Source organism: Streptomyces sp. NPDC043726 (assembly GCF_056436565.1).
Window position 1 is genome coordinate 323,947 of the sequence record NZ_JBWKCI010000008.1, and the last position, 17,760, is coordinate 341,706.

General features: G+C 71.1%; 16 protein-coding genes. 9 read left to right on the plus strand and 7 right to left on the minus strand.

Going from position 1 to position 17,760, the window contains the following annotated elements; genetic code table 11:
* Positions 1 to 274: 274 nt before the first annotated feature.
* The 6 genes from AC068Z_RS24675 to AC068Z_RS24700 all read left to right on the plus strand — a co-directional run bounded on the left by AC068Z_RS24675 (position 275) and on the right by AC068Z_RS24700 (position 7,394).
* Positions 275 to 1,039 (plus strand): IclR family transcriptional regulator, encoded by a 765-nt coding sequence (locus AC068Z_RS24675; RefSeq protein ID WP_478559411.1) that lies wholly within the window; start codon positions 275 to 277, stop codon positions 1,037 to 1,039.
* 337 nt (positions 1,040 to 1,376) lie between these two features.
* Positions 1,377 to 2,177 carry an MIP/aquaporin family protein gene (locus tag AC068Z_RS24680; protein WP_478559414.1) on the plus strand — a complete coding sequence of 267 codons (801 nt, stop codon included), beginning with the start codon at positions 1,377 to 1,379 and terminating at the stop codon, positions 2,175 to 2,177.
* Positions 2,178 to 2,261: 84 nt separating this feature from the next.
* On the plus strand, positions 2,262 to 3,803 hold the full coding sequence (gene glpK / locus AC068Z_RS24685; RefSeq protein WP_478559417.1) for a glycerol kinase GlpK: 1,542 nt from the start codon (positions 2,262 to 2,264) through the stop codon (positions 3,801 to 3,803).
* A gap of 78 nt (positions 3,804 to 3,881) precedes the next feature.
* On the plus strand, positions 3,882 to 5,498 hold the full coding sequence (locus tag AC068Z_RS24690; protein WP_478559420.1) for a glycerol-3-phosphate dehydrogenase/oxidase: 1,617 nt from the start codon (positions 3,882 to 3,884) through the stop codon (positions 5,496 to 5,498).
* Between the two features lie 110 nt (positions 5,499 to 5,608).
* Positions 5,609 to 6,280: a FadR/GntR family transcriptional regulator gene (locus AC068Z_RS24695; RefSeq protein WP_478559423.1), complete on the plus strand. Its 672-nt coding sequence runs from the start codon at positions 5,609 to 5,611 to the stop codon at positions 6,278 to 6,280.
* Between the two features lie 142 nt (positions 6,281 to 6,422).
* The gene (locus tag AC068Z_RS24700; protein WP_478559426.1) at positions 6,423 to 7,394 is read left to right on the plus strand and encodes a PAC2 family protein; all 972 of its coding nucleotides are present in this window, start codon (positions 6,423 to 6,425) and stop codon (positions 7,392 to 7,394) included.
* 67 nt (positions 7,395 to 7,461) lie between these two features.
* Here AC068Z_RS24700 and AC068Z_RS24705 read toward each other — a convergent pair whose 3' ends face one another.
* On the minus strand, positions 7,462 to 8,418 hold the full coding sequence (locus AC068Z_RS24705; RefSeq protein ID WP_478559429.1) for an SMP-30/gluconolactonase/LRE family protein: 957 nt from the start codon (positions 8,416 to 8,418) through the stop codon (positions 7,462 to 7,464).
* Between the two features lie 288 nt (positions 8,419 to 8,706).
* On the opposite strand from AC068Z_RS24705, the gene AC068Z_RS24710 reads away from it, so the two are divergent.
* Both AC068Z_RS24710 and AC068Z_RS24715 read left to right on the plus strand, forming a co-directional pair.
* A complete protein-coding gene (locus tag AC068Z_RS24710) occupies positions 8,707 to 10,431 on the plus strand; it encodes a S8 family peptidase (protein WP_478559432.1) in 1,725 nt (574 codons plus the stop codon).
* Between the two features lie 84 nt (positions 10,432 to 10,515).
* A complete protein-coding gene (locus tag AC068Z_RS24715; RefSeq protein ID WP_478559435.1) occupies positions 10,516 to 10,998 on the plus strand; it encodes a hypothetical protein in 483 nt (160 codons plus the stop codon).
* An 82-nt stretch (positions 10,999 to 11,080) separates the two neighbouring features.
* On the opposite strand, the gene mshC is transcribed toward AC068Z_RS24715, so the two are convergent.
* From mshC to AC068Z_RS24735, 4 genes are all read right to left on the minus strand, one after another.
* The gene (gene mshC, locus AC068Z_RS24720) at positions 11,081 to 12,310 is read right to left on the minus strand and encodes a cysteine--1-D-myo-inosityl 2-amino-2-deoxy-alpha-D-glucopyranoside ligase (protein ID WP_478559438.1); all 1,230 of its coding nucleotides are present in this window, start codon (positions 12,308 to 12,310) and stop codon (positions 11,081 to 11,083) included.
* Between the two features lie 107 nt (positions 12,311 to 12,417).
* Positions 12,418 to 13,236 carry an SCO1664 family protein gene (locus AC068Z_RS24725; RefSeq protein WP_478559441.1) on the minus strand — a complete coding sequence of 273 codons (819 nt, stop codon included), beginning with the start codon at positions 13,234 to 13,236 and terminating at the stop codon, positions 12,418 to 12,420.
* Positions 13,200 to 13,790, minus strand: a complete 591-nt coding sequence (locus AC068Z_RS24730; protein ID WP_451723695.1) for a DUF3090 domain-containing protein — start codon at positions 13,788 to 13,790, stop codon at positions 13,200 to 13,202. Before AC068Z_RS24730 ends, AC068Z_RS24725 begins: the two co-directional genes overlap by 37 nt.
* Positions 13,791 to 13,871: 81 nt before the next feature.
* Positions 13,872 to 14,558, minus strand: a complete 687-nt coding sequence (locus AC068Z_RS24735; RefSeq protein ID WP_478559445.1) for a histidine phosphatase family protein — start codon at positions 14,556 to 14,558, stop codon at positions 13,872 to 13,874.
* Positions 14,559 to 14,620: 62 nt separating this feature from the next.
* Between AC068Z_RS24735 and corA the strand changes: the two genes are divergently transcribed.
* Positions 14,621 to 15,610 carry a magnesium/cobalt transporter CorA gene (gene corA, locus AC068Z_RS24740; protein ID WP_478559448.1) on the plus strand — a complete coding sequence of 330 codons (990 nt, stop codon included), beginning with the start codon at positions 14,621 to 14,623 and terminating at the stop codon, positions 15,608 to 15,610.
* On the opposite strand, the gene AC068Z_RS24745 is transcribed toward corA, so the two are convergent.
* Together AC068Z_RS24745 and AC068Z_RS24750 are read right to left on the minus strand one after the other, a co-directional pair.
* A complete protein-coding gene (locus tag AC068Z_RS24745; protein ID WP_478559451.1) occupies positions 15,611 to 16,399 on the minus strand; it encodes a ferritin-like domain-containing protein in 789 nt (262 codons plus the stop codon).
* 229 nt (positions 16,400 to 16,628) lie between these two features.
* Positions 16,629 to 17,684: an LLM class F420-dependent oxidoreductase gene (locus AC068Z_RS24750; RefSeq protein WP_478559454.1), complete on the minus strand. Its 1,056-nt coding sequence runs from the start codon at positions 17,682 to 17,684 to the stop codon at positions 16,629 to 16,631.
* Positions 17,685 to 17,760 lie beyond the last annotated feature (76 nt).

The window sequence follows — 17,760 nt, forward strand, 5'->3', positions numbered from 1 at the left end:
CGGCTTTGCGCCCTTGCGGTCGGCTCCGCGGTGTGGCGCACCTCGTCAGCGTAGCCGGGACCGGGACCTGATGGTCAGGGCGTCCACGGGACGGACGAGGATGACGGGCAGGTCGCCTACGGGATACGAGTGACGCAACAGATCCCTGCCGACCATTGGCGGTTGGTCGGCATGGACCGGTAGTGTTCGACATTGCCGAACAACGGCAACAACATCCGAACAGCGGCAGCGGCATCGTCGAGGTCGGCGGATCGGGACGGAGGGCAGGACGGCGATGGCACGGAACATCCAGTCGCTCGAACGGGCGGCCGCGATGCTGCGGCTTCTCGCGGGCGGCGAGCGCCGGCTCGGCCTGTCGGACATCGCCTCCTCGCTGGGGCTCGCCAAGGGCACGGCGCACGGCATTCTGCGCACCCTGCAGCAGGAGGGGTTCGTCGAGCAGGACGAGGCGTCCGGGCGCTACCAGCTGGGCGCGGAGCTGCTGCGCCTGGGCACGACCTATCTGGACGTGCACGAGCTGCGGGCGCGCGCCCTGGTGTGGACCGACGACCTGGCCCGCTCCAGCGGCGAGAGCGTCTATCTGGGCGTCCTGCACCAGCAGGGCGTGCTGATCGTGCACCACGTCTTCCGGCCCGACGACAGCCGACAGGTGCTGGAGATCGGCGCCATGCAGCCGCTGCACTCCACGGCGCTCGGCAAGGTCCTGTCGTCGTACGACCCGGTCGCGCACAGCGAGGCCCTGGAGGCCGACCGCAAGGCCTTCACCGACCGGACCGTGTGCGAGCTGGAGGACTTCGAGCGCATCCTCGACGTCACCCGCGCGCGTGGCTACGCCGCCGACGTCGAGGAGACCTGGGAGGGCGTGGCCTCCCTCGCCGCCCCCATCCACGACCGGCGCCGGATGCCGGTCGGCGCGGTGGGCGTCACGGGCGCCGTGGAGCGGCTGTGCCAGGACGGCGAGGTGCGCCCCGAGGTGATCGCCGCGGTACGGGACTGCGCCCGCGCGGTGTCGCGGGATCTGGGCGCCGGGCGCTTCTGACCGCACCCCCCACCCTCACCGGAGTGCCGGACGGCGCTCCGGTCTTCGTCATGCCCTGACATGGCCGAACAGGGATGATCAGGTACGTAACGCCATCGCCCATAGATAGCTCATGTCGATCAATAACGATCGCGCTTTCGATAACAGAACCCTTGACGCACGCGTAACGCCGGAGCAAGACTCCCGTCCATCGGTCGGCATTGTCGAACACCTACCGGCAATACGCGCTAGAGTGTGACAACGCCAAGGGCCGGTATCGCTCTCACCCCCGAGGGCGCGAACCACCGGTGGGACCCGGGGTTCGGCTTCCCCTGGACGAATGACAAAGGAGTCGCGGGTGTCCAGCTCCGACATCTTCCTCGGCGAGACCATCGGTACCGCCATACTCATCCTGCTGGGCGGCGGCGTCTGCGCCGCTGTCACGCTGAAGGCCTCCAAGGCCCGCAACGCCGGCTGGCTCGCCATCACCTTCGGGTGGGGTTTCGCCGTGCTCACGGCGGTCTACACCTCGGCGCCCCTGTCCGGCGCCCACCTGAACCCGGCCGTGACGCTCGCGCTCGCGATCAAGGACAACGGCATCGAGTGGAGTGACGTCCCGGTCTACATGGGCGGCCAGCTCCTCGGCGCCATGATCGGTGCGGCTCTGGTCTGGATCGCCTACTACGGCCAGTTCCAGGCCCACCTCACCGACAAGGAGATCGTCGGCGGTCCGGGCGCCCAGGCCACCTCCGCCAAGGCCGTGGAGGCCCGGGAGCAGGGCGCGGGCCCGGTCCTCGGCGTCTTCTCCACCGGCCCGGAGATCCGGGTCGCCTGGCAGAACGTGGCCACGGAGGTCATCGGCACGGTCGTGCTGGTCCTCGCCGTCCTCACGCAGGGCCTGAACGCGGCCGGTGACGGCCTCGGCATCCTGGGCGGACTCATCACGGCGCTCGTGGTGGTCGGGATCGGTCTGTCCCTGGGCGGCCCGACCGGCTACGCCATCAACCCGGCCCGTGACCTCGGCCCGCGCATCGTGCACGCCCTCCTCCCGCTGCCCAACAAGGGCGGCTCCGACTGGGGCTACGCCTGGGTCCCGGTGGTCGGTCCGCTGCTCGGCGCGGCCATCGCGGCAGGCATCTACAACGTCGCTTTCGTCTAGATCACCGGTAATAAATAAAAGCCCGGCAGACACGTAAAGCACTCGTAGACACGTCTTACAACCACGGACTTCCAGGAGCACACAGTGACCGACGCCCACACCGCCGGCCCCTTCATCGCCGCAATCGACCAGGGCACCACCTCGTCCCGCTGCATCGTCTTCGACCGCGACGGCCGGATCGTCTCCGTCGACCAGAAGGAGCACGAGCAGATCTTCCCGAAGCCGGGCTGGGTCGAGCACAACGCCAACGAGATCTGGACCAACGTCCAGGAAGTCGTCGCCGGCGCCATCCAGAAGGCGGGCATCACCCGCGACGACATCAAGGCCATCGGCATCACCAACCAGCGCGAGACCACCGTGCTGTGGGACAAGAACACCGGTGAGCCCGTCCACAACGCCCTCGTCTGGCAGGACACCCGCACCGACTCGCTCTGCAAGGAACTCGGCCGCAACGTCGGCCAGGACCGGTTCCGCCGTGAGACCGGTCTGCCGCTCGCGTCGTACTTCTCCGGCCCGAAGGCCCGCTGGCTGCTCGACAACGTCGAGGGCCTGCGCGAGCGCGCCGAGGCCGGCGACATCCTCTTCGGCACCATGGACACCTGGGTCATCTGGAACCTGACCGGCGGTGTCAACGGCGGCAAGCACGTCACCGACGTCACCAACGCCTCCCGCACCATGCTGATGAACCTGCACACCATGGCGTGGGACGACAAGATCGCCGAGTCCATCGGCGTCCCGCTGACGATCCTGCCGGAGATCCGTTCCTCCGCCGAGGTCTACGGCGAGGTCACCGGCGGCAAGCTGGGCGAGCTGCTCGGCGGCATCCCGGTCGCCTCCGCGCTCGGCGACCAGCAGGCGGCCCTGTTCGGCCAGACCTGCTTCTCCGAGGGCGAGACCAAGTCGACCTACGGCACCGGCACCTTCATGGTGATGAACACCGGTGACAAGATCATCAACTCCTACGCGGGCCTGCTGACCACGGTCGGCTACAAGATCGGCGACCAGCCGACGGTCTACGCGCTCGAGGGCTCGATCGCCGTCACCGGCTCGCTGGTGCAGTGGATGCGCGACCAGATGGGCCTGGTCTCCACCGCCGCCGAGATCGAGACGCTCGCGCTCTCGGTCGAGGACAACGGCGGCGCCTACTTCGTACCGGCCTTCTCCGGTCTGTTCGCCCCGCACTGGCGCTCCGACGCCCGCGGTGTGATCGCCGGCCTGACCCGGTACGTCACCAAGGCGCACCTCGCGCGCGCCGTCCTGGAGGCGACCGCCTGGCAGACGCGGGAGATCGCCGACGCCATGGTCAAGGACTCCGGCGACGAGCTGGTGGCCCTGAAGGTCGACGGCGGCATGACCTCCAACAACCTCCTGATGCAGACGCTCTCGGACGTCCTGGACGCACCGGTGGTGCGCCCGATGGTCGCCGAGACCACCTGCCTCGGCGCGGCCTACGCCGCCGGCCTGGCCGTCGGCTTCTGGTCCAGCACCGACGAACTGCGCGCCAACTGGCGCCGGGCCGCCGAGTGGACCCCGCACATGGACGCGGAGACCCGCGACCGCGAATACAAGAACTGGCTCAAGGCCGTCGACCGGACCATGGGCTGGATCGACGACGACGAAAGCTGACCAGGGCCCGCGGGGAGCTCGGCGCTGAGCTCCCCGGCGAGCTCAGCGACACGCTCTGATGAGGAGTAAGAACCCGAAATGACCAGTCAGACCACCCTGCAGTCCGTGCCTGCCCTCGGCACGCGCCCGGCCTTCGGCGTAAGCCCGAGCCGCGCCGAGACCCGGGAGCAGCTCTCCAAGGCGTCGTACGACCTTCTCGTGATCGGCGGCGGCATCCTGGGCATCTCCACCGCCTGGCACGCCGCGCAGTCCGGCCTCAGGGTGGCTCTGGTCGACGCCGGCGACTTCGCCGGCGCCACCTCCTCCGCCTCCTCCAAGCTGCTCCACGGCGGTCTGCGCTACCTGCAGACCGGCGCGGTGAAGCTGGTGGCGGAGAACCACTTCGAGCGCCGTGCGGTCTCCCGCCAGGTGGCCCCCCACCTGGCCAACCCGCTCACCTTCTACCTCCCCGTGTACAAGGGCGGGCCGCACGGCGCGGCGAAGCTCGGCGCGGGCGTCTTCGCCTACTCCGCGCTCTCCGCGTTCGGTGACGGCGTCGGCCACCTGCTCTCCCCGGCCAAGGCCGCGCAGGACGTGCCCGAGCTGCGCACCGAGAACCTCAAGGCCGTGGCCGTGTACGGCGACGACCAGATGAACGACGCCCGCATGGCGCTGATGACGGTCCGCGCGGCCGTCGAGGCGGGCGCGGTCGTCCTCAACCACGCCGAGGTCACCGGCCTGCGCTTCACCCAGGGCCGGGTGACGGGCGCGGAGCTCAAGGACCGTACGACCGGCGACGAGTTCGGCGTCAGCGCCCGACTGGTGCTGAACGCCACCGGACCGTGGGTGGATCACCTGCGCAAGATGGAGGACCCCAATGCAGCGCCGTCCATCCGGCTGTCGAAGGGCGCGCATCTGGTCCTGAAGCGGACCTCGCCCTGGAAGGCCGCTCTCGCCACCCCGATCGACAAGTACCGCATCACCTTCGCCCTGCCGTGGGAGGACATGCTCCTGCTCGGCACCACGGACGAGGAGTTCGAGGGCGACCCGGCGGACGTCTCGGTCACCGAGAAGGACATATCCCAGATCCTGGACGAGGCCGCGTTCTCCATCCGCGACCAGCAGCTGTCCCGGGATCTGATCACCTACTCCTTCGCGGGTCTTCGGGTGCTCCCCGGCGGGCCCGGCGACACCGCGAAGGCCAAGCGCGAGACGGTCGTCACCGAAGGCCGCGGCGGCATGCTGTCGGTCGCGGGCGGCAAGTGGACGACCTTCCGGCACATCGGCCGCACCATCATGAAGAAGCTGGAGGCGCTGCCGGGCCACCCGCTGGGCGACGACTTCGAGCCGATCAACTCGCTGCCGAAGAAGCTGCCGCTGCCGGGTGTCGCCAACCCGCGCGCGGTCGCCCACCGCCTGCTGGTGGACCGTCCGGCACCGGGCCCGCGCATGGGCGCCGACACCGCCCGGCACCTGGCCACCCACTACGGCTCGCTGGCCTTCGACATCGCCCGCCTGGCCAACGACGACCCCGGGCTCGCCGAGCGCGTCCACCCCGACGCCCCGGAGATCTGGGCCCAGGTCGTCTACGCCCGCGACAACGAGTGGGCCGAGACGGCCGACGACGTGCTGCGCCGCCGTACGACGCTGACGATCCGGGGCCTGGCCACGGACGAGGTGCGCGCCAAGGTCCAGGACCTGCTCGACAAGAAGTAGGGCCGGGTCCCGGGAGGAGGGCGGCCCCCCGCCGATGGGGGCCGCCCCTTCCGTACCTGCGGCCATAATGTGGCTGAGACATCGGATGTCTGAGCGCACTGGAGGGCGTCGTGGCAGTCACCGACGAGGCGATCGAGAAGATCAAGGGCATGATCGTCGCCGGTGCGCTGCGCCCTGGCGACCGGCTGCCCAAGGAGAGCGAACTCGCCGCCGAGCTGGGCCTGTCCCGCAACTCCCTGCGCGAGGCCGTGCGCGCCCTGTCGCTGATCCGGATCCTGGACGTGCGCCAGGGCGACGGCACCTATGTGACGAGCCTCGATCCGCAACTGCTGCTGGAGGCGATGAGCTTCGTCGTCGACTTCCACCGCGACGACACCGTCCTGGAGTTCCTGGCCGTACGGCGCATCCTGGAGCCGGCCGCGACGGCCATGGCGGCCGCTCTGATCAGCGAGCGGGAACTGGACGAACTGGCCGGGCAGTTGGACCGGCTCGGCCCGTCACCCTCGGTGGAGGAACTCGTCGCCTGCGACCTTCAATTCCACCGGGCCGTCGTGGGCGCCGCCGGCAACTCGGTGCTCTGCTCCCTGCTCGACGGGCTGTCCGGGCCCACCACCCGGGCCCGGATCTGGCGCGGGCTGACCCAGGAGGACGCCGTCAGCCGCACTCTGCACGAGCACCGCGCGATCCTCGCCGCCCTGCGCGACCGGGACGCGGAGGCGGCGCGGTCGTGGGCGACCGTGCACATCGCGAGCGTCGAACAGTGGCTGCGGGCCAGCCTGTGAGGACCTCCGGACGGGGGGTGTTCCGGGGTGGCGATCGGGGCAGTGATCCGTTCACTCCCCCGTGCAAGGGGGCTGCGGGCGCCCCCGCCGCACGCCGTAAGGTTGGGTCGTCAGGCGAGGGCACGTCGGAAGGAGGCGCTGGGTGATCGAGCTCGAGGGGGTTCCCGAGCTGATCGACCCGGTCATGGTGGCCGCGTTCGAGGGCTGGAACGACGCCGGCGACGCCGCCTCCACCGCGGTCGCGCATCTGGACAGGGAGTGGAAGGGCGAGGTGTTCGCGGCGCTGGACGCCGAGGACTACTACGACTTCCAGGTCAACCGCCCCACGGTGTGGATGGACGCCGGTGTACGCAAGATCACCTGGCCCACGACACGGTTGTCGGTGGTCCGGGTCGGCGGCGAGAAGCCGCGTGATCTCGTGCTCGTCCGGGGTATCGAGCCGTCCATGCGCTGGCGCTCGTTCTGCAACGAGCTGCTGGGCTTCGCGCACGAACTCGGCGTGGAGCTGGTGGTCATCCTGGGCGCCCTGCTCGGCGACACCCCGCACACGCGTCCGGTCCCGATCAGCGGGACCACGTCCGACTCGGACCTGGCCCGCCGGATGGACCTGGAGGAGACCAAGTACGAGGGTCCGACGGGCATCGTCGGGGTCCTCCAGGAGGCGTGCACGCACGCGGGCGTCCCGGCCGTCAGCCTCTGGGCTGCCGTGCCGCACTACGTGTCGCAGCCGCCGAACCCGAAGGCGACGCTGGCCCTGCTGAACCGGCTGGAGGACCTGATCGACGTGCGCATCCCGCTGGGCGAACTGCCCGAGGACGCGCGCGCCTGGCAGGTGGGCGTGGACCAGCTGGCCGCCGAGGACAGCGAGGTCGCCGAGTACGTGCAGACGCTGGAGGAGGCCCGCGACACCGCGGAGCTGCCGGAGGCCTCGGGCGAGGCCATCGCGCGGGAGTTCGAGCGGTATCTGCGGCGCCGGGACGGCGGCCCGTCGGCCGGCGGACACGCCACGGACGGCTCCGACGGCACCTATCTGCGGGACAACCCCAGTGGTCTGTCCCGGCCGCCCAAGCCGCCGAAGCCGAACCCCGAGGACGACGAGTCGTCGGAGGACTGAGTCCCTGACCGAGGGCGGTGCGCCGGCTGCGCACCGCCCTCGGCCGTTCCGCACGGGCGGTGTACGGCTACTTCGGCACCGACACGATCGCGTACGTCGTCTCCGGCGTCGGCGTCGTGGTGAACCGGGCGTTCGGCAGGTAGAGCCGCCCCCGGTACGCGGCCACCGTCGTCGGCACGTCGAACGCCGGGTCGGTGATCCGGCGCCGGAAGACACCGCTGCGGCCGTCGGCGGCCAGGGTGAAGACGTCCACGGCGTTCTGCCGGTTCTGCACGACGTACAGCGTCCGCCCGATCAGCAGCAGCCCGTCGCCGTTCACGAGCGGTGCCGCGTCCCCGAGGTCGACCAGTTCGGTCACGCCGGTGCGCGGGTTCACCCGGTGCAGGGCGCCGACCCCGGACTGCACCACGAGCAGCGCCGAGCCGTCGGGGGTGCGGGTGATGCCGTTGGCGTTGACGACCTCGCCGGGCCGCTGGCTCCAGGCGCCGCCCAGGGTGATCCGTACGACCTGGTCCGCGCCCGGCAGTTGGCCGTGCCGGCCGAGCGGGAGGGCGTACAGGGCGGGCTGGTAGGAGTCGGTGAACCAGGCCGCCCGCGGGGTCAGGAACACGTCGTTGGTGAAGGTGGGGGTCGTGGTGCTCAGCACGTACGAGGCGAGGATCTCGCCGCTGCGGGCGTCCACCACGCGGGCGCCCGCACCGCGCCCGGCGACGAACAGCCGTCCGCGGCCGTCGAGTTTGAGCCCGACCGAGGGCGTGCCGGGTCCGGCCGAGACGATGGATCCGGTGCCGGTGCGCAGATCGGTGCGGTAGATCGAACCGTCGCCGAGCGAGCCGAGGTAGGCGTAGGGTCCGCCGACGGTGATGCCCTCCGGGCGGAAGCCGTTGGGCAGCGGGATCAGGGTGGGGCCGGCGGTGGCCCGGGCGGGCGCGCCGACCAGCGCGGCGCCGGTCGCGACCGCGCCGACGGTCAGCAGTCTGCGGCGGCTGAGGGGATGTGCGAAGGAACCGTGTGTGGGAGCCACGGGGAGCCCTTCCACGAGAGGGACCGGCAGTTGCCCGGTCCAGCGGTCAACTGACCGCTCCACCCCATCACACGGGCCGCGTCCACCACAGCATCCATCAGGTGTTCGACAGCGTCCCGACAGCATCCGGCCGGTACGGGGCGTGACATCGGTTTCAGGACGGATTGCACAGGTTGCCCAATCAACTTGAATTCAAACCGAGTTGAGGAAAGCGGTCTGGACGGCTCGCCGAGTCGGTGCTTGGTTGTCCCCCGAAGACGCCGTGCGGACCGAAGGGAGCGGTATCTCATGACCGACCAGGTACAGCCGGCGCAGGGCCCGGGGGCGTCCGGACCCGGTCCCGACGGAGCGGGATTCACCTACCGAGGAGCGGAGCGGGAACTGATCGTCGTCGCCCGCCCGGAGGCCAGGCTGCGGGCCGAGCCCGAGGGCGTACGGTCGGCGGGGGGCGCCGATGTGTCGGCGCTGAACATGTTCCTCGACGACGAACAGCTCACCCTGGAACCGCTGTTCGGCGGCGAGGAGCGCCATCGGCAGTCCGCGGCGCCGGACGCCGAGCACCTGCCCGACCTCGCCCTGTTCTACCGGGTGCGCGGCGGGGAGAGCCGCGCGGCGGAGCTGTGCTCGCGGATCGCCGCGCTGCCGGGCGTGGACACGGCGTACATGAAGCCGGGCGCCGTGCCCGCGACCCTGCGGAGCGAGGAGAACCCCCGCCTGAAGGAAGGCGCGACCGTCACCCCCGACTTCAGCAGCCGCCAGGGCTATCTGCGGCCGGCGCCCGAGGGCATCGACGCCCACTGGGCCTGGCAGCGGCCCGGCGGGACGGGGCAGGGCGTGACGGTGATCGATGTGGAGGGCGCCTGGCAGCTGGGCCACGAGGACCTGGCGGCCAAGCTGGCCGGTGTCGTCGTCGGCACCCCGGTCGACGATCTCGCCTGGCGCAACCACGGCACGGCCGTGATCGGCGTGCTCGGCGGCGACGGCAACGCCTACGGCGTCCGGGGCGCCGTACCGGACGCGGTGACCGCGGCCGCGTCCTTCCGGAGCCTCGGCACCGCGGCCGCGATCCACGCGGCGGCGGAACGGCTCGGGCCCGGGGACATCGTGCTGGTCGAACTCCAGCGGCCGGGACCGCGGTGCGAGTACGCCGAGCGCGACGACCAGCGCGGCTGCATCGCGCTGGAGTGGTGGCCGGACGACTTCGCGGCCGTGCGGCACGCCACCGCCAAGGGCGTGCTCGTGGTGGCGGCCGCGGGCAACGGCGCCGAGTCGCTCGACGACGCGGTCTACGAGCGCCGCCCGGACGAGTTCCCGCACGGGTGGCGCAACCCGTTCAACCCGTCCAACCAGTCCTCCGGTGCCGTCCTGGTCGGCGCGGGCGCTCCGCCGCCCGGCACGCACGGCCGGGATCACGGCCCGGACCGGTCGAGGCTCGCGTTCTCCAACTACGGCTCGCGGGTGGACGCGCAGGGCTGGGGGCACGAGGTCACGACCGCGGGCGGCTTCTGGGACCGGCCCGGCGATCTCCAGGGCGGGCCCGAGGAGATCGCCTGGTACACCGACACGTTCTCGGGTACCTCCGCCGCCGCGCCGGTGGTGGTCGGCGCGCTGGCCGCGTTGCAGGGCATGCTCAAGGCGGCCGGCCAGAGCCCGATGTCCCCGGAACGGGCCCGCGCGGTCCTGCGGGCCTGCGGTTCGCCGCAGCAGGACGCACCGGGCCGGCCCGCCTCGCAGCGGATCGGCAACCGGCCCGACATCAAGGCGGCGGTCACGCGTCTGCTGCCGCACGCGGTCGGCTCGGGCCAGGCCGAGCGGTACTGGGACGAACTGCTGCCGTACCCGCGTGAACTCCCGCCGAGGCTCCGGCTGTTCGTGGCCGGCGGCTGGCGGAACCTGAACAACCCGTCCCCCGAGATCCGCCAGGCGGTGCACACCGCCTTCGCGGGGGGACGGCCCGACGTCCGGGTGTGGTTCTCGGACGACGAGATCGTCGGCCTGGTGATCACGGGCTGACGGCCGGCCCACGACAGCGAAACCCACGACAGAGGAACCGACGACGGCGAACCACCCATGACAGCAAGGGAAGGTGACACCCGTATGAGCACCACCCCGCAAATGGGTCAGCAGTACCCGAGCACGTCGCCCTACCAGGAACAGCAGTTCGGCTCGCTCGAGCAGCTCCAGAACCTCGGTCAGCAGCAGCCGTACCAGCAGCTGTTGCAGCAGATGACACCGCCGCAGGACCAGCAGGACCAGCAGGCGCGGCAGGCCGAGCAACGGATGCAGCAGCAGCTCCAGCAGATCGCGCTGACCGCCGTGCAGCAACTGGTCCAGCAGGTGCAGGCGCAGGCCCTCGCCTCCGGTGTGGCGAACGGCTTCATCGACTTCGTCCACCCGCTCCAGGGGCAGCCGCACCAGATCTTCCTGCGCATCAACGGCCAGTTCCGGGTGCTCAACAACCCGAACCCGCAGATCCACCAGCAGATCCAGCAGGCGTTCGCCTTCGGCCACCAGGTCGTCGGCATCTGGGACACCCAGTCGCCGAACGTCCTGCGCAGTGTGCGGATCCAGCGCCTGTGACGGGCCCTTGAAATGACGGAGGCGCTTCCCCCTCGGTGGGGGAAGCGCCTCTTCCGCGTCCTGCGGAGGTGCCGGAGGTGTCCTACAGGGCCACGCCCAGCAGCGCGTCCACGGCCCGCGTCACCACGCCCGGGGCGCCCTCGTCCGCGCCGCCCCGCTCCTCCTGGAGCGCCGCCCAGCGGTCGACCGCGGCGAGCGCGGCCGGGGCGTCGAGGTCGTTCGCGAGCGCCTCGCGGATCTCCTCGACGAGCGTGTCGGCGGACGGGCCGTCGGGCCGGGACACGGCCGCGCGCCAGCGGCCGAGGCGGTCCACGGCGTCCTGGAGCACCTGGTCGGTCCACTCCCAGTCCGCCCGGTAGTGGTGGGCGAGGAGCGCGAGCCGGATGGTGGCCGGGTCGACGCCGTCGCGGCGCAGCGCGGAGACGAAGACCAGGTTGCCCTTGGACTTGGACATCTTCTCGCCGTGCAGCGCGACCATGCCGGCGTGCACATAGGCCTTGGCCATGGGGAACTCGCCGGTGAGCACCTGGGCGTGCGAGGCGCCCATCTCGTGGTGCGGGAAGGCGAGGTCGGAGCCGCCGCCCTGGACGTCGAAGCCCATGCCCAGGTGGTCCAGGGCGATGGCGACGCACTCGATGTGCCAGCCGGGACGGCCGCGGCCGAGCGAGGCGCCGTCCCAGCTCGGCTCGCCCTCGCGGGCGGCCATCCACAGCATCGGGTCGAGCGGGTTCTTCTTGCCCGGGCGGTCCGGGTCACCACCGCGCTCGGCGGACAGCAGCCGCATGGCGGCGGCGTCGAGGTTCGAGACCTTGCCGAAGTTCGCGTCGGCCTCGACGGAGAAGTAGATGTCGCCCTCGAGTTCGTAGGCGGCACCCGCCTCACGCAGCCGTTCGACGAGCGGGACGATGCCGGGTATCGCCTCCACCGCGCCGATGTAGTGCCGGGGCGGCAGCATGCGCAGGGCGGTCATGTCCTCGCGGAAAAGGACGGTCTCCTTCTCGGCGAGGGCCACCCAGTCGATGCCGTCGCGCTCGGCCCGCTCCAGGAGCGGATCGTCGACGTCGGTGACGTTCTGGACGTAGTGGACCTGCCGCTTGGTGTCGAGCCACACGCGCTGCACGAGGTCGAACGCGTTGTAGGTCGCCGCGTGTCCCATGTGGGTCGCGTCGTACGGGGTGATGCCGCAGACATAGAGACGGGCGACGGGACCGGGCTCGAGGGTGACGAGTCCACCGGTCGCGGTGTCGTGGATCCGGAGGTCGCGGCCCTTGCCGGGCAGGGCGGGGACCTCAGAAGCGGGCCAGGCATACATGTCATGAGCGTAACCGGACCGCGGTTCCATATACGAACCGGACCGACCCGGATGGCCGGTAAGGCGCTCTTGCGCGTCACCAGCTCATCTGCCTTCCACCGCTACGGCTACACAGGCGGCCACGGGATCGCCGGCCACTCCCCGCTCGGCTCGGGGTGGACGCCGGAGCTGAGCAGCGCCTCGACACGCGCGCGTGTGGCGTCGATCTCGGCGGCGGTGATCAGGGAGGCGAGTGCGGCCGTCAGGGTGCCGTCGGCCTCCAGGGCCTTGCTCAGGCCCCTCAGCACCTCGACCGCCTCGCCGGTCAGGGCCTCGCCCGCCCAGCCCCACAGCAGGGTGCGCAGCTTGTTCTCGACGTGGAAGGTGACCCCGTGGTCGATGCCGTAGAGCCGCTCCTCGGCGGCGGGCAGCAGGTGACCACCCTTGCGGTCGGCGTTGTTGACGACCGCGTCCAGGACGGCGAGCCGGCGCAGCCGCTCGTCGTCGGCGTGCACCAGGAGCGCGGTGCGCCCCTCCCCCACCTCGGCGAACCCGATGGCCTTCCAGCCCGGCTCCGGTTCCTCGCGGTCCACCAGGGCGAGCAGCTCCGTGCCGGGCACGACGTCGATCCACAGCTGGCACATGCCCTCGCCGTACGGCCCGTCCCGCAGCACGGTGGGCGGGACGAGGCCCCAGCCGGTCGCCTCGGACACGGCGTACGCGGCGACCTCCCGCTCGGCGAGGGTGCCGTCGGGGAAGTCCCACAGCGGGCGCTCCCCGGCGATCGGCTTGTAGACGCAGGAGGCTTCCCGGCCCTCGTACGCCACCGAGCAGAACAGGGCCGCGTTGGAGGCCTCACGGATCCGGCCGCGTACCGTCAGCTCGCCCTCGGTGAGCAGTTCCAGGCCGGTCACGCTCCGCGGCGGTATCCGTTCTGGCGCGGACATACGTGTCCCTCCGGGTCCAGGGGCAGGCTGCACAGCGGGCACGGCGGCCGCCCGGCGTTGACGACGTCCAGGGCGCGCTTGGCGAAGGCCCTCGCCTGTGCGCCGGTGAGCCGGACCCGCAGCATCGGGGGGCCGTTCTCCTCGTCCTGCAGCAGCCGCTCCTCGGCCTCGGCGAGGTCCTCCTCGGACTCCGCCTCCAGCTCGACGAGCGCCTGGGCCTCGACGATCATGCGCTGCTCCTCGCCGTCCCAGGCGAGGGCCATGGTGCCGACCCGGAACTCCTCCTCGATCGGGGTGTCGAGGGGCGCGGTGTCGGCGACCTCGGTGGGCGCCATGGCGGGCACGGCGGCACTGCCGCCACTGCGTCGTACGACCTCGTCGAGCAGTTCGTCCATGCGCTCGGCGAGCGCCGCCACCTGTGTCTTCTCCAGGGCCACGCTGGTCACCCGGGAGCCGGCGGACGCCTGGAGGAAGAACGTACGGCGTCCGGGCAGTCCGACCGTGCCGGCCACGAAACGCTCCGGCGGGTCGTAGAGGAACACCTGACGGGACACGTCCTGTCTCCATGGGAATCGTGAACGGACTCGTGATCGGGGGCCGCTACCGCGACCGCTTCACCCTACTGCTCCCGGCGATCACGGTGCGCCCGCACCGCCCCCGACCGGGGCGTCGCCGGCCGGCGGTTCCTCGCGCGGCACGAGGGAGGCGAAGTCGCCGGTGTCACCGAGGCGGAGGAGAAACGGCCTCAGCCGGGTGTAACTGATCGCGGTGATGGAACACGGTTCGACAGCAATCCGCTGGAAGAGGTCGAGATGAAGTCCAAGTGCTTCGGCGACGAGCGACTTGATGATGTCGCCGTGCGAACACATCAAGTACACAGCGTCGGCGCCGTGCTCGCGCTCCACGCGCGCGTTCCACTCCCGTACGGCCTCGGCCGCGCGGGTCTGCATCGCGCGCATCGACTCGCCGCCGGGGAACGCGGCGGCCGACGGATGGGCCTGGACGATGTCCATCAACGGCTCGTCCTTGAGCTCGGCGAGCTTGCGGCCGGACCAGTCGCCGTAGTCGCACTCCGCGATCCGGTCCTCGGTGTGCGCCCGCAGGCCGGGCCGGGCGTCGAGGAGCGGCCGGACCGTCTCCTCGCAGCGTTGCAGGGGGCTGGTGACGACCTCGGAGATCGGCACCCCGGCGAGGCGTCCGGGCAGGGCGGCGGCCTGCGCGGCGCCGCGTTCGTCGAGGGCGACGCCGGGCATCCGGCCGGCGAGCAGCCCCTCGGTGTTGGCGGTGGAACGTCCGTGCCGGACCAGGATGAGGGTGGGCATGCGGCCCAGCGTAGGCGTCCGTCCACGTGCGTCGGTCGGGGGCGGACGGGAGAATACGCTCCGTGATCGTCGACTGCGCCATCTACCGGGACGGGCGGCGGGCGGAAGGCCCCGAGGACCTGTCCGACGCGCTCGACGACGCGCGGGCCTCCGGCGGGTTCGTCTGGATCGGCCTGCACGCGCCGTCAGAGCAGGAGTTCGAGCTGGTCACCCAGGAGTTCGGGCTGCATCCGCTGGCCGTCGAGGACGCCCTCAAGGCCCATCAGCGGCCCAAGCTCGAGGTCTACGACGACTCGCTGTTCGTGGTGCTCAAGCCGGTCGTCTACGAGCCCAGGAGCGACGAGGTCTCCACCGGCGAGATCATGATCTTCCTGGGCGACGGCTTCGTGGTGACGGTGCGCCATGGCGAGGGTTCCCCGCTGAAGGCCGTACGACGTCGTCTGGAGCAGGAGCCGAAACTGCTCAACAAGGGGCCGACCGCGGTGCTGTACGCCATCGCGGACGCGGCCGTAGACCACTACGTGGACGTGGCGACCGAGCTCCAGACCGACCTGGAGGAGCTGGAGGCGGACGTGTTCTCGCCGAGCGGCGGCTCCCGGGACGCCGCGTCCCGCATCTACACCTTCAAGCGGCAGATCCTGGAGTTCCGGCGGGCGACCGGGCCGCTGGCGATGCCGCTCGCGCGGCTCACGGAGTCGGGCGGCGGGGCCGCGGTGCCGTTCGTGAACGACAAGGCGCGGCCGTTCTTCCGGGACGTGAGCGACCACCTCACGCGGGTCAACGAGTCGGTGGAGGGCCTGGACCGGCTGGTGTCGGACATCCTCTCGGCGCATCTGGCGCAGATGAGCGTCCGGCAGAACGACGACATGCGGAAGATCTCCGCGTGGGCGGCCATGGCCGCGGTCCCCACCATGATCGCGGGGATCTACGGCATGAACTTCGACCACATGCCCGAGCTGCGCTGGGAGTGGTCGTATCCGGCGCTGATCGCGATCATGGCCGCCCTTGAGGTCCTGCTCTACCGGCTCTTCAAGCGCCGCGGGTGGCTGTGATCAGGCGAACTCGGGGGCCGAGGTCGCGGGGCCGCCGAGCGCGTCCCGGCGTTCGGGCATCTTCAGGGACACCATCCGGCGCCAGCCCGCGGCCCGCTCCCAGGCGTACACGCCGTGGATGCCGGCGGCGAGCGCCGCGGACTTGGCGCGCGGCCAGCCGAGGATGCGACCCATGTGAGCCATGACGGCGAGGCTGACGTCCCGGTAGATCCGGATCTCGGCCAAGGCGCACTCCCTGAGGGTCCGCTGGATCGCGTGGCCGTGTCCGGCGTAGGCGAAGCGCAGCAGTTCCTCGTGGCAGTAGGCGAGGTGGTTGTCCTCGTCGTTGGAGATCATCTTCACCGCGCGCCCCAGGTCGGGGTGGTCGGCGAAGTGCTTGCGCAGCAGCTCCATCTCCTCCGAGGCGCGCTGTTCGGTCACCCGGCTGTGGGCGAGGTAGGTGACGATGTCCTGCACCGTCAGCCGCTCCTCCCCCTTGAGCTTCTCGTGGGCCAGGCCGATGCCGTGCTGCTCCAGCAGCATCGTGTAGTCGGTCTCGGGCGGGACGGGGACGGGTTCCAGACCGCGCTTCCTCATCAGGGCGTTGAAGATCCGCCCGTGCTTGTCCTCGTCGGCGCCGTGGCGGGTGATCTTGGGGGCCAGATCGCGCTCGCCGTCCGGGACGAGCGCGGCGATGCGGGCGTTCTCCCAGCCGCCCTGGGACTCCCCGCTCGCGGCGATGGAGCAGAACAGGGCGAAGGACTCGTCGTTGTCGAGGATCTCCTGGAACAGACTCTTGGCCGAAAGCATCGTGAGCACCTCTCTGCGGGCCTCCGCGGGACTCCGCAAAGAACGAGTCAAATGCGGCGCGAGGGGTGCTGCAACAGTTGTGTCGGACAACTCCGCCAAAAGGAGGACCCACGGGCTCGCGACGGGGGCGTAACCGCACGGGCGCGAGCGCGTTGTTCTGCGTGACGGCCGTGGCGGGGAAGACCCCCGAGCCCCCACCACGGCCGCGGAAACTTCCCCCGGCCGGTTGTTACGCGAGTCCGGCCCGCTCCAGGGCCTCGGTGCCGGCCCGCAGCGAGGCCAGGCGCTCGTCGAGGGTGAAGCCCGCGGGGGCGAGCGTGAGGGTGGTGACCCCGGCCGCCGCGTAGGCCTTCATCCGGTCCGCGATCCGGTCCACCGAACCGAGCAGCGTCGTCTTGTCGATCAGGTCGTGCGGTACGGCGGTGGCGGCGCCCTGCTTGTCGCCGGACAGGTACTTGTCCTGGATCTCGGCGGCTTCCTTCTCGTAACCCATGCGCTGGGCGAGCTGGTTGTAGAAGTTCTGCTTGCGGCTGCCCATGCCGCCGACGTACAGGGCGGTGTAGGGGCGGAAGGTGTCGGCGAGGGACGCCACGTCCTTGTCGTCGCCGACCGCGAGCGGGAGGGTCGGGCAGACGTCGAAGCCGTCGAGCGTCTTGCCGGCCTTCTCGCGGCCCGCGCGCAGGTACTGGATCGCGGTGTCCTCGAGGTGCTCGGCGGCGGGGAAGATCAGCAGCGCGCCGTCGGCGATCTCACCGGTCTGCTCCAGGTTCTTCGGGCCGATCGCCGCGATGTACAGCGGGATGTGCTCACGGGTGGGGTGCACGGTGAGCTTGATGGGCTTGCCGGGGCCGCCGGGCAGCGGCAGCGTCCAGTGCTCGCCCTCGTGGGTCAGCCGCTCGCGGCTCATCGCCTTGCGGACGATGTCGACATACTCGCGGGTGCGGGAGAGCGGCTTGTCGAACTTGACGCCGTACCAGCCCTCGGAGACCTGAGGTCCGGAGACGCCGAGGCCGAGGCGGAAGCGGCCGCCGGAGAGCGAGTCGAGGGTGGCGGCCGTCATGGCGGTCATCGCCGGCTGGCGGGCCGGGATCTGGAAGATGGCCGAGCCGACGTCGATGCGCTCGGTCTTGGCGGCGACCCAGCTGAGCACGGTGGCGGCGTCCGAGCCGTAGGCCTCGGCGGCCCAGCAGACGGCGTAGCCGAGGCGGTCGGCCTCCTGGGCGACGGCGAGGTTGTCGCCGTCCATTCCGGCACCCCAGTAGCCGAGGTTGATCCCGAGCTGCATGGCCGATCCCCTTACTGATCAGTAACGTCCCTGTTGCCGAGACCTTAGCGCGGGGAGGCGTGCGGCGGGGAGGGGC

Coding starts and splice junctions, on each gene's coding strand:
- AC068Z_RS24675 (WP_478559411.1), top strand. CDS start 275: ATGGCACGGAACATCCAGTCGCTCGAACGGGCGGCCGCGATGCTGCGG.
- AC068Z_RS24690 (WP_478559420.1), top strand. CDS start 3,882: ATGACCAGTCAGACCACCCTGCAGTCCGTGCCTGCCCTCGGCACGCGC.
- AC068Z_RS24710 (WP_478559432.1), top strand. CDS start 8,707: ATGACCGACCAGGTACAGCCGGCGCAGGGCCCGGGGGCGTCCGGACCC.
- AC068Z_RS24715 (WP_478559435.1), top strand. CDS start 10,516: ATGAGCACCACCCCGCAAATGGGTCAGCAGTACCCGAGCACGTCGCCC.
- mshC (WP_478559438.1), bottom strand. CDS start 12,310: ATGTATGCCTGGCCCGCTTCTGAGGTCCCCGCCCTGCCCGGCAAGGGC.
- AC068Z_RS24725 (WP_478559441.1), bottom strand. CDS start 13,236: ATGTCCGCGCCAGAACGGATACCGCCGCGGAGCGTGACCGGCCTGGAA.
- AC068Z_RS24735 (WP_478559445.1), bottom strand. CDS start 14,558: ATGCCCACCCTCATCCTGGTCCGGCACGGACGTTCCACCGCCAACACC.
- AC068Z_RS24745 (WP_478559451.1), bottom strand. CDS start 16,399: ATGCTTTCGGCCAAGAGTCTGTTCCAGGAGATCCTCGACAACGACGAG.
- AC068Z_RS24750 (WP_478559454.1), bottom strand. CDS start 17,684: ATGCAGCTCGGGATCAACCTCGGCTACTGGGGTGCCGGAATGGACGGC.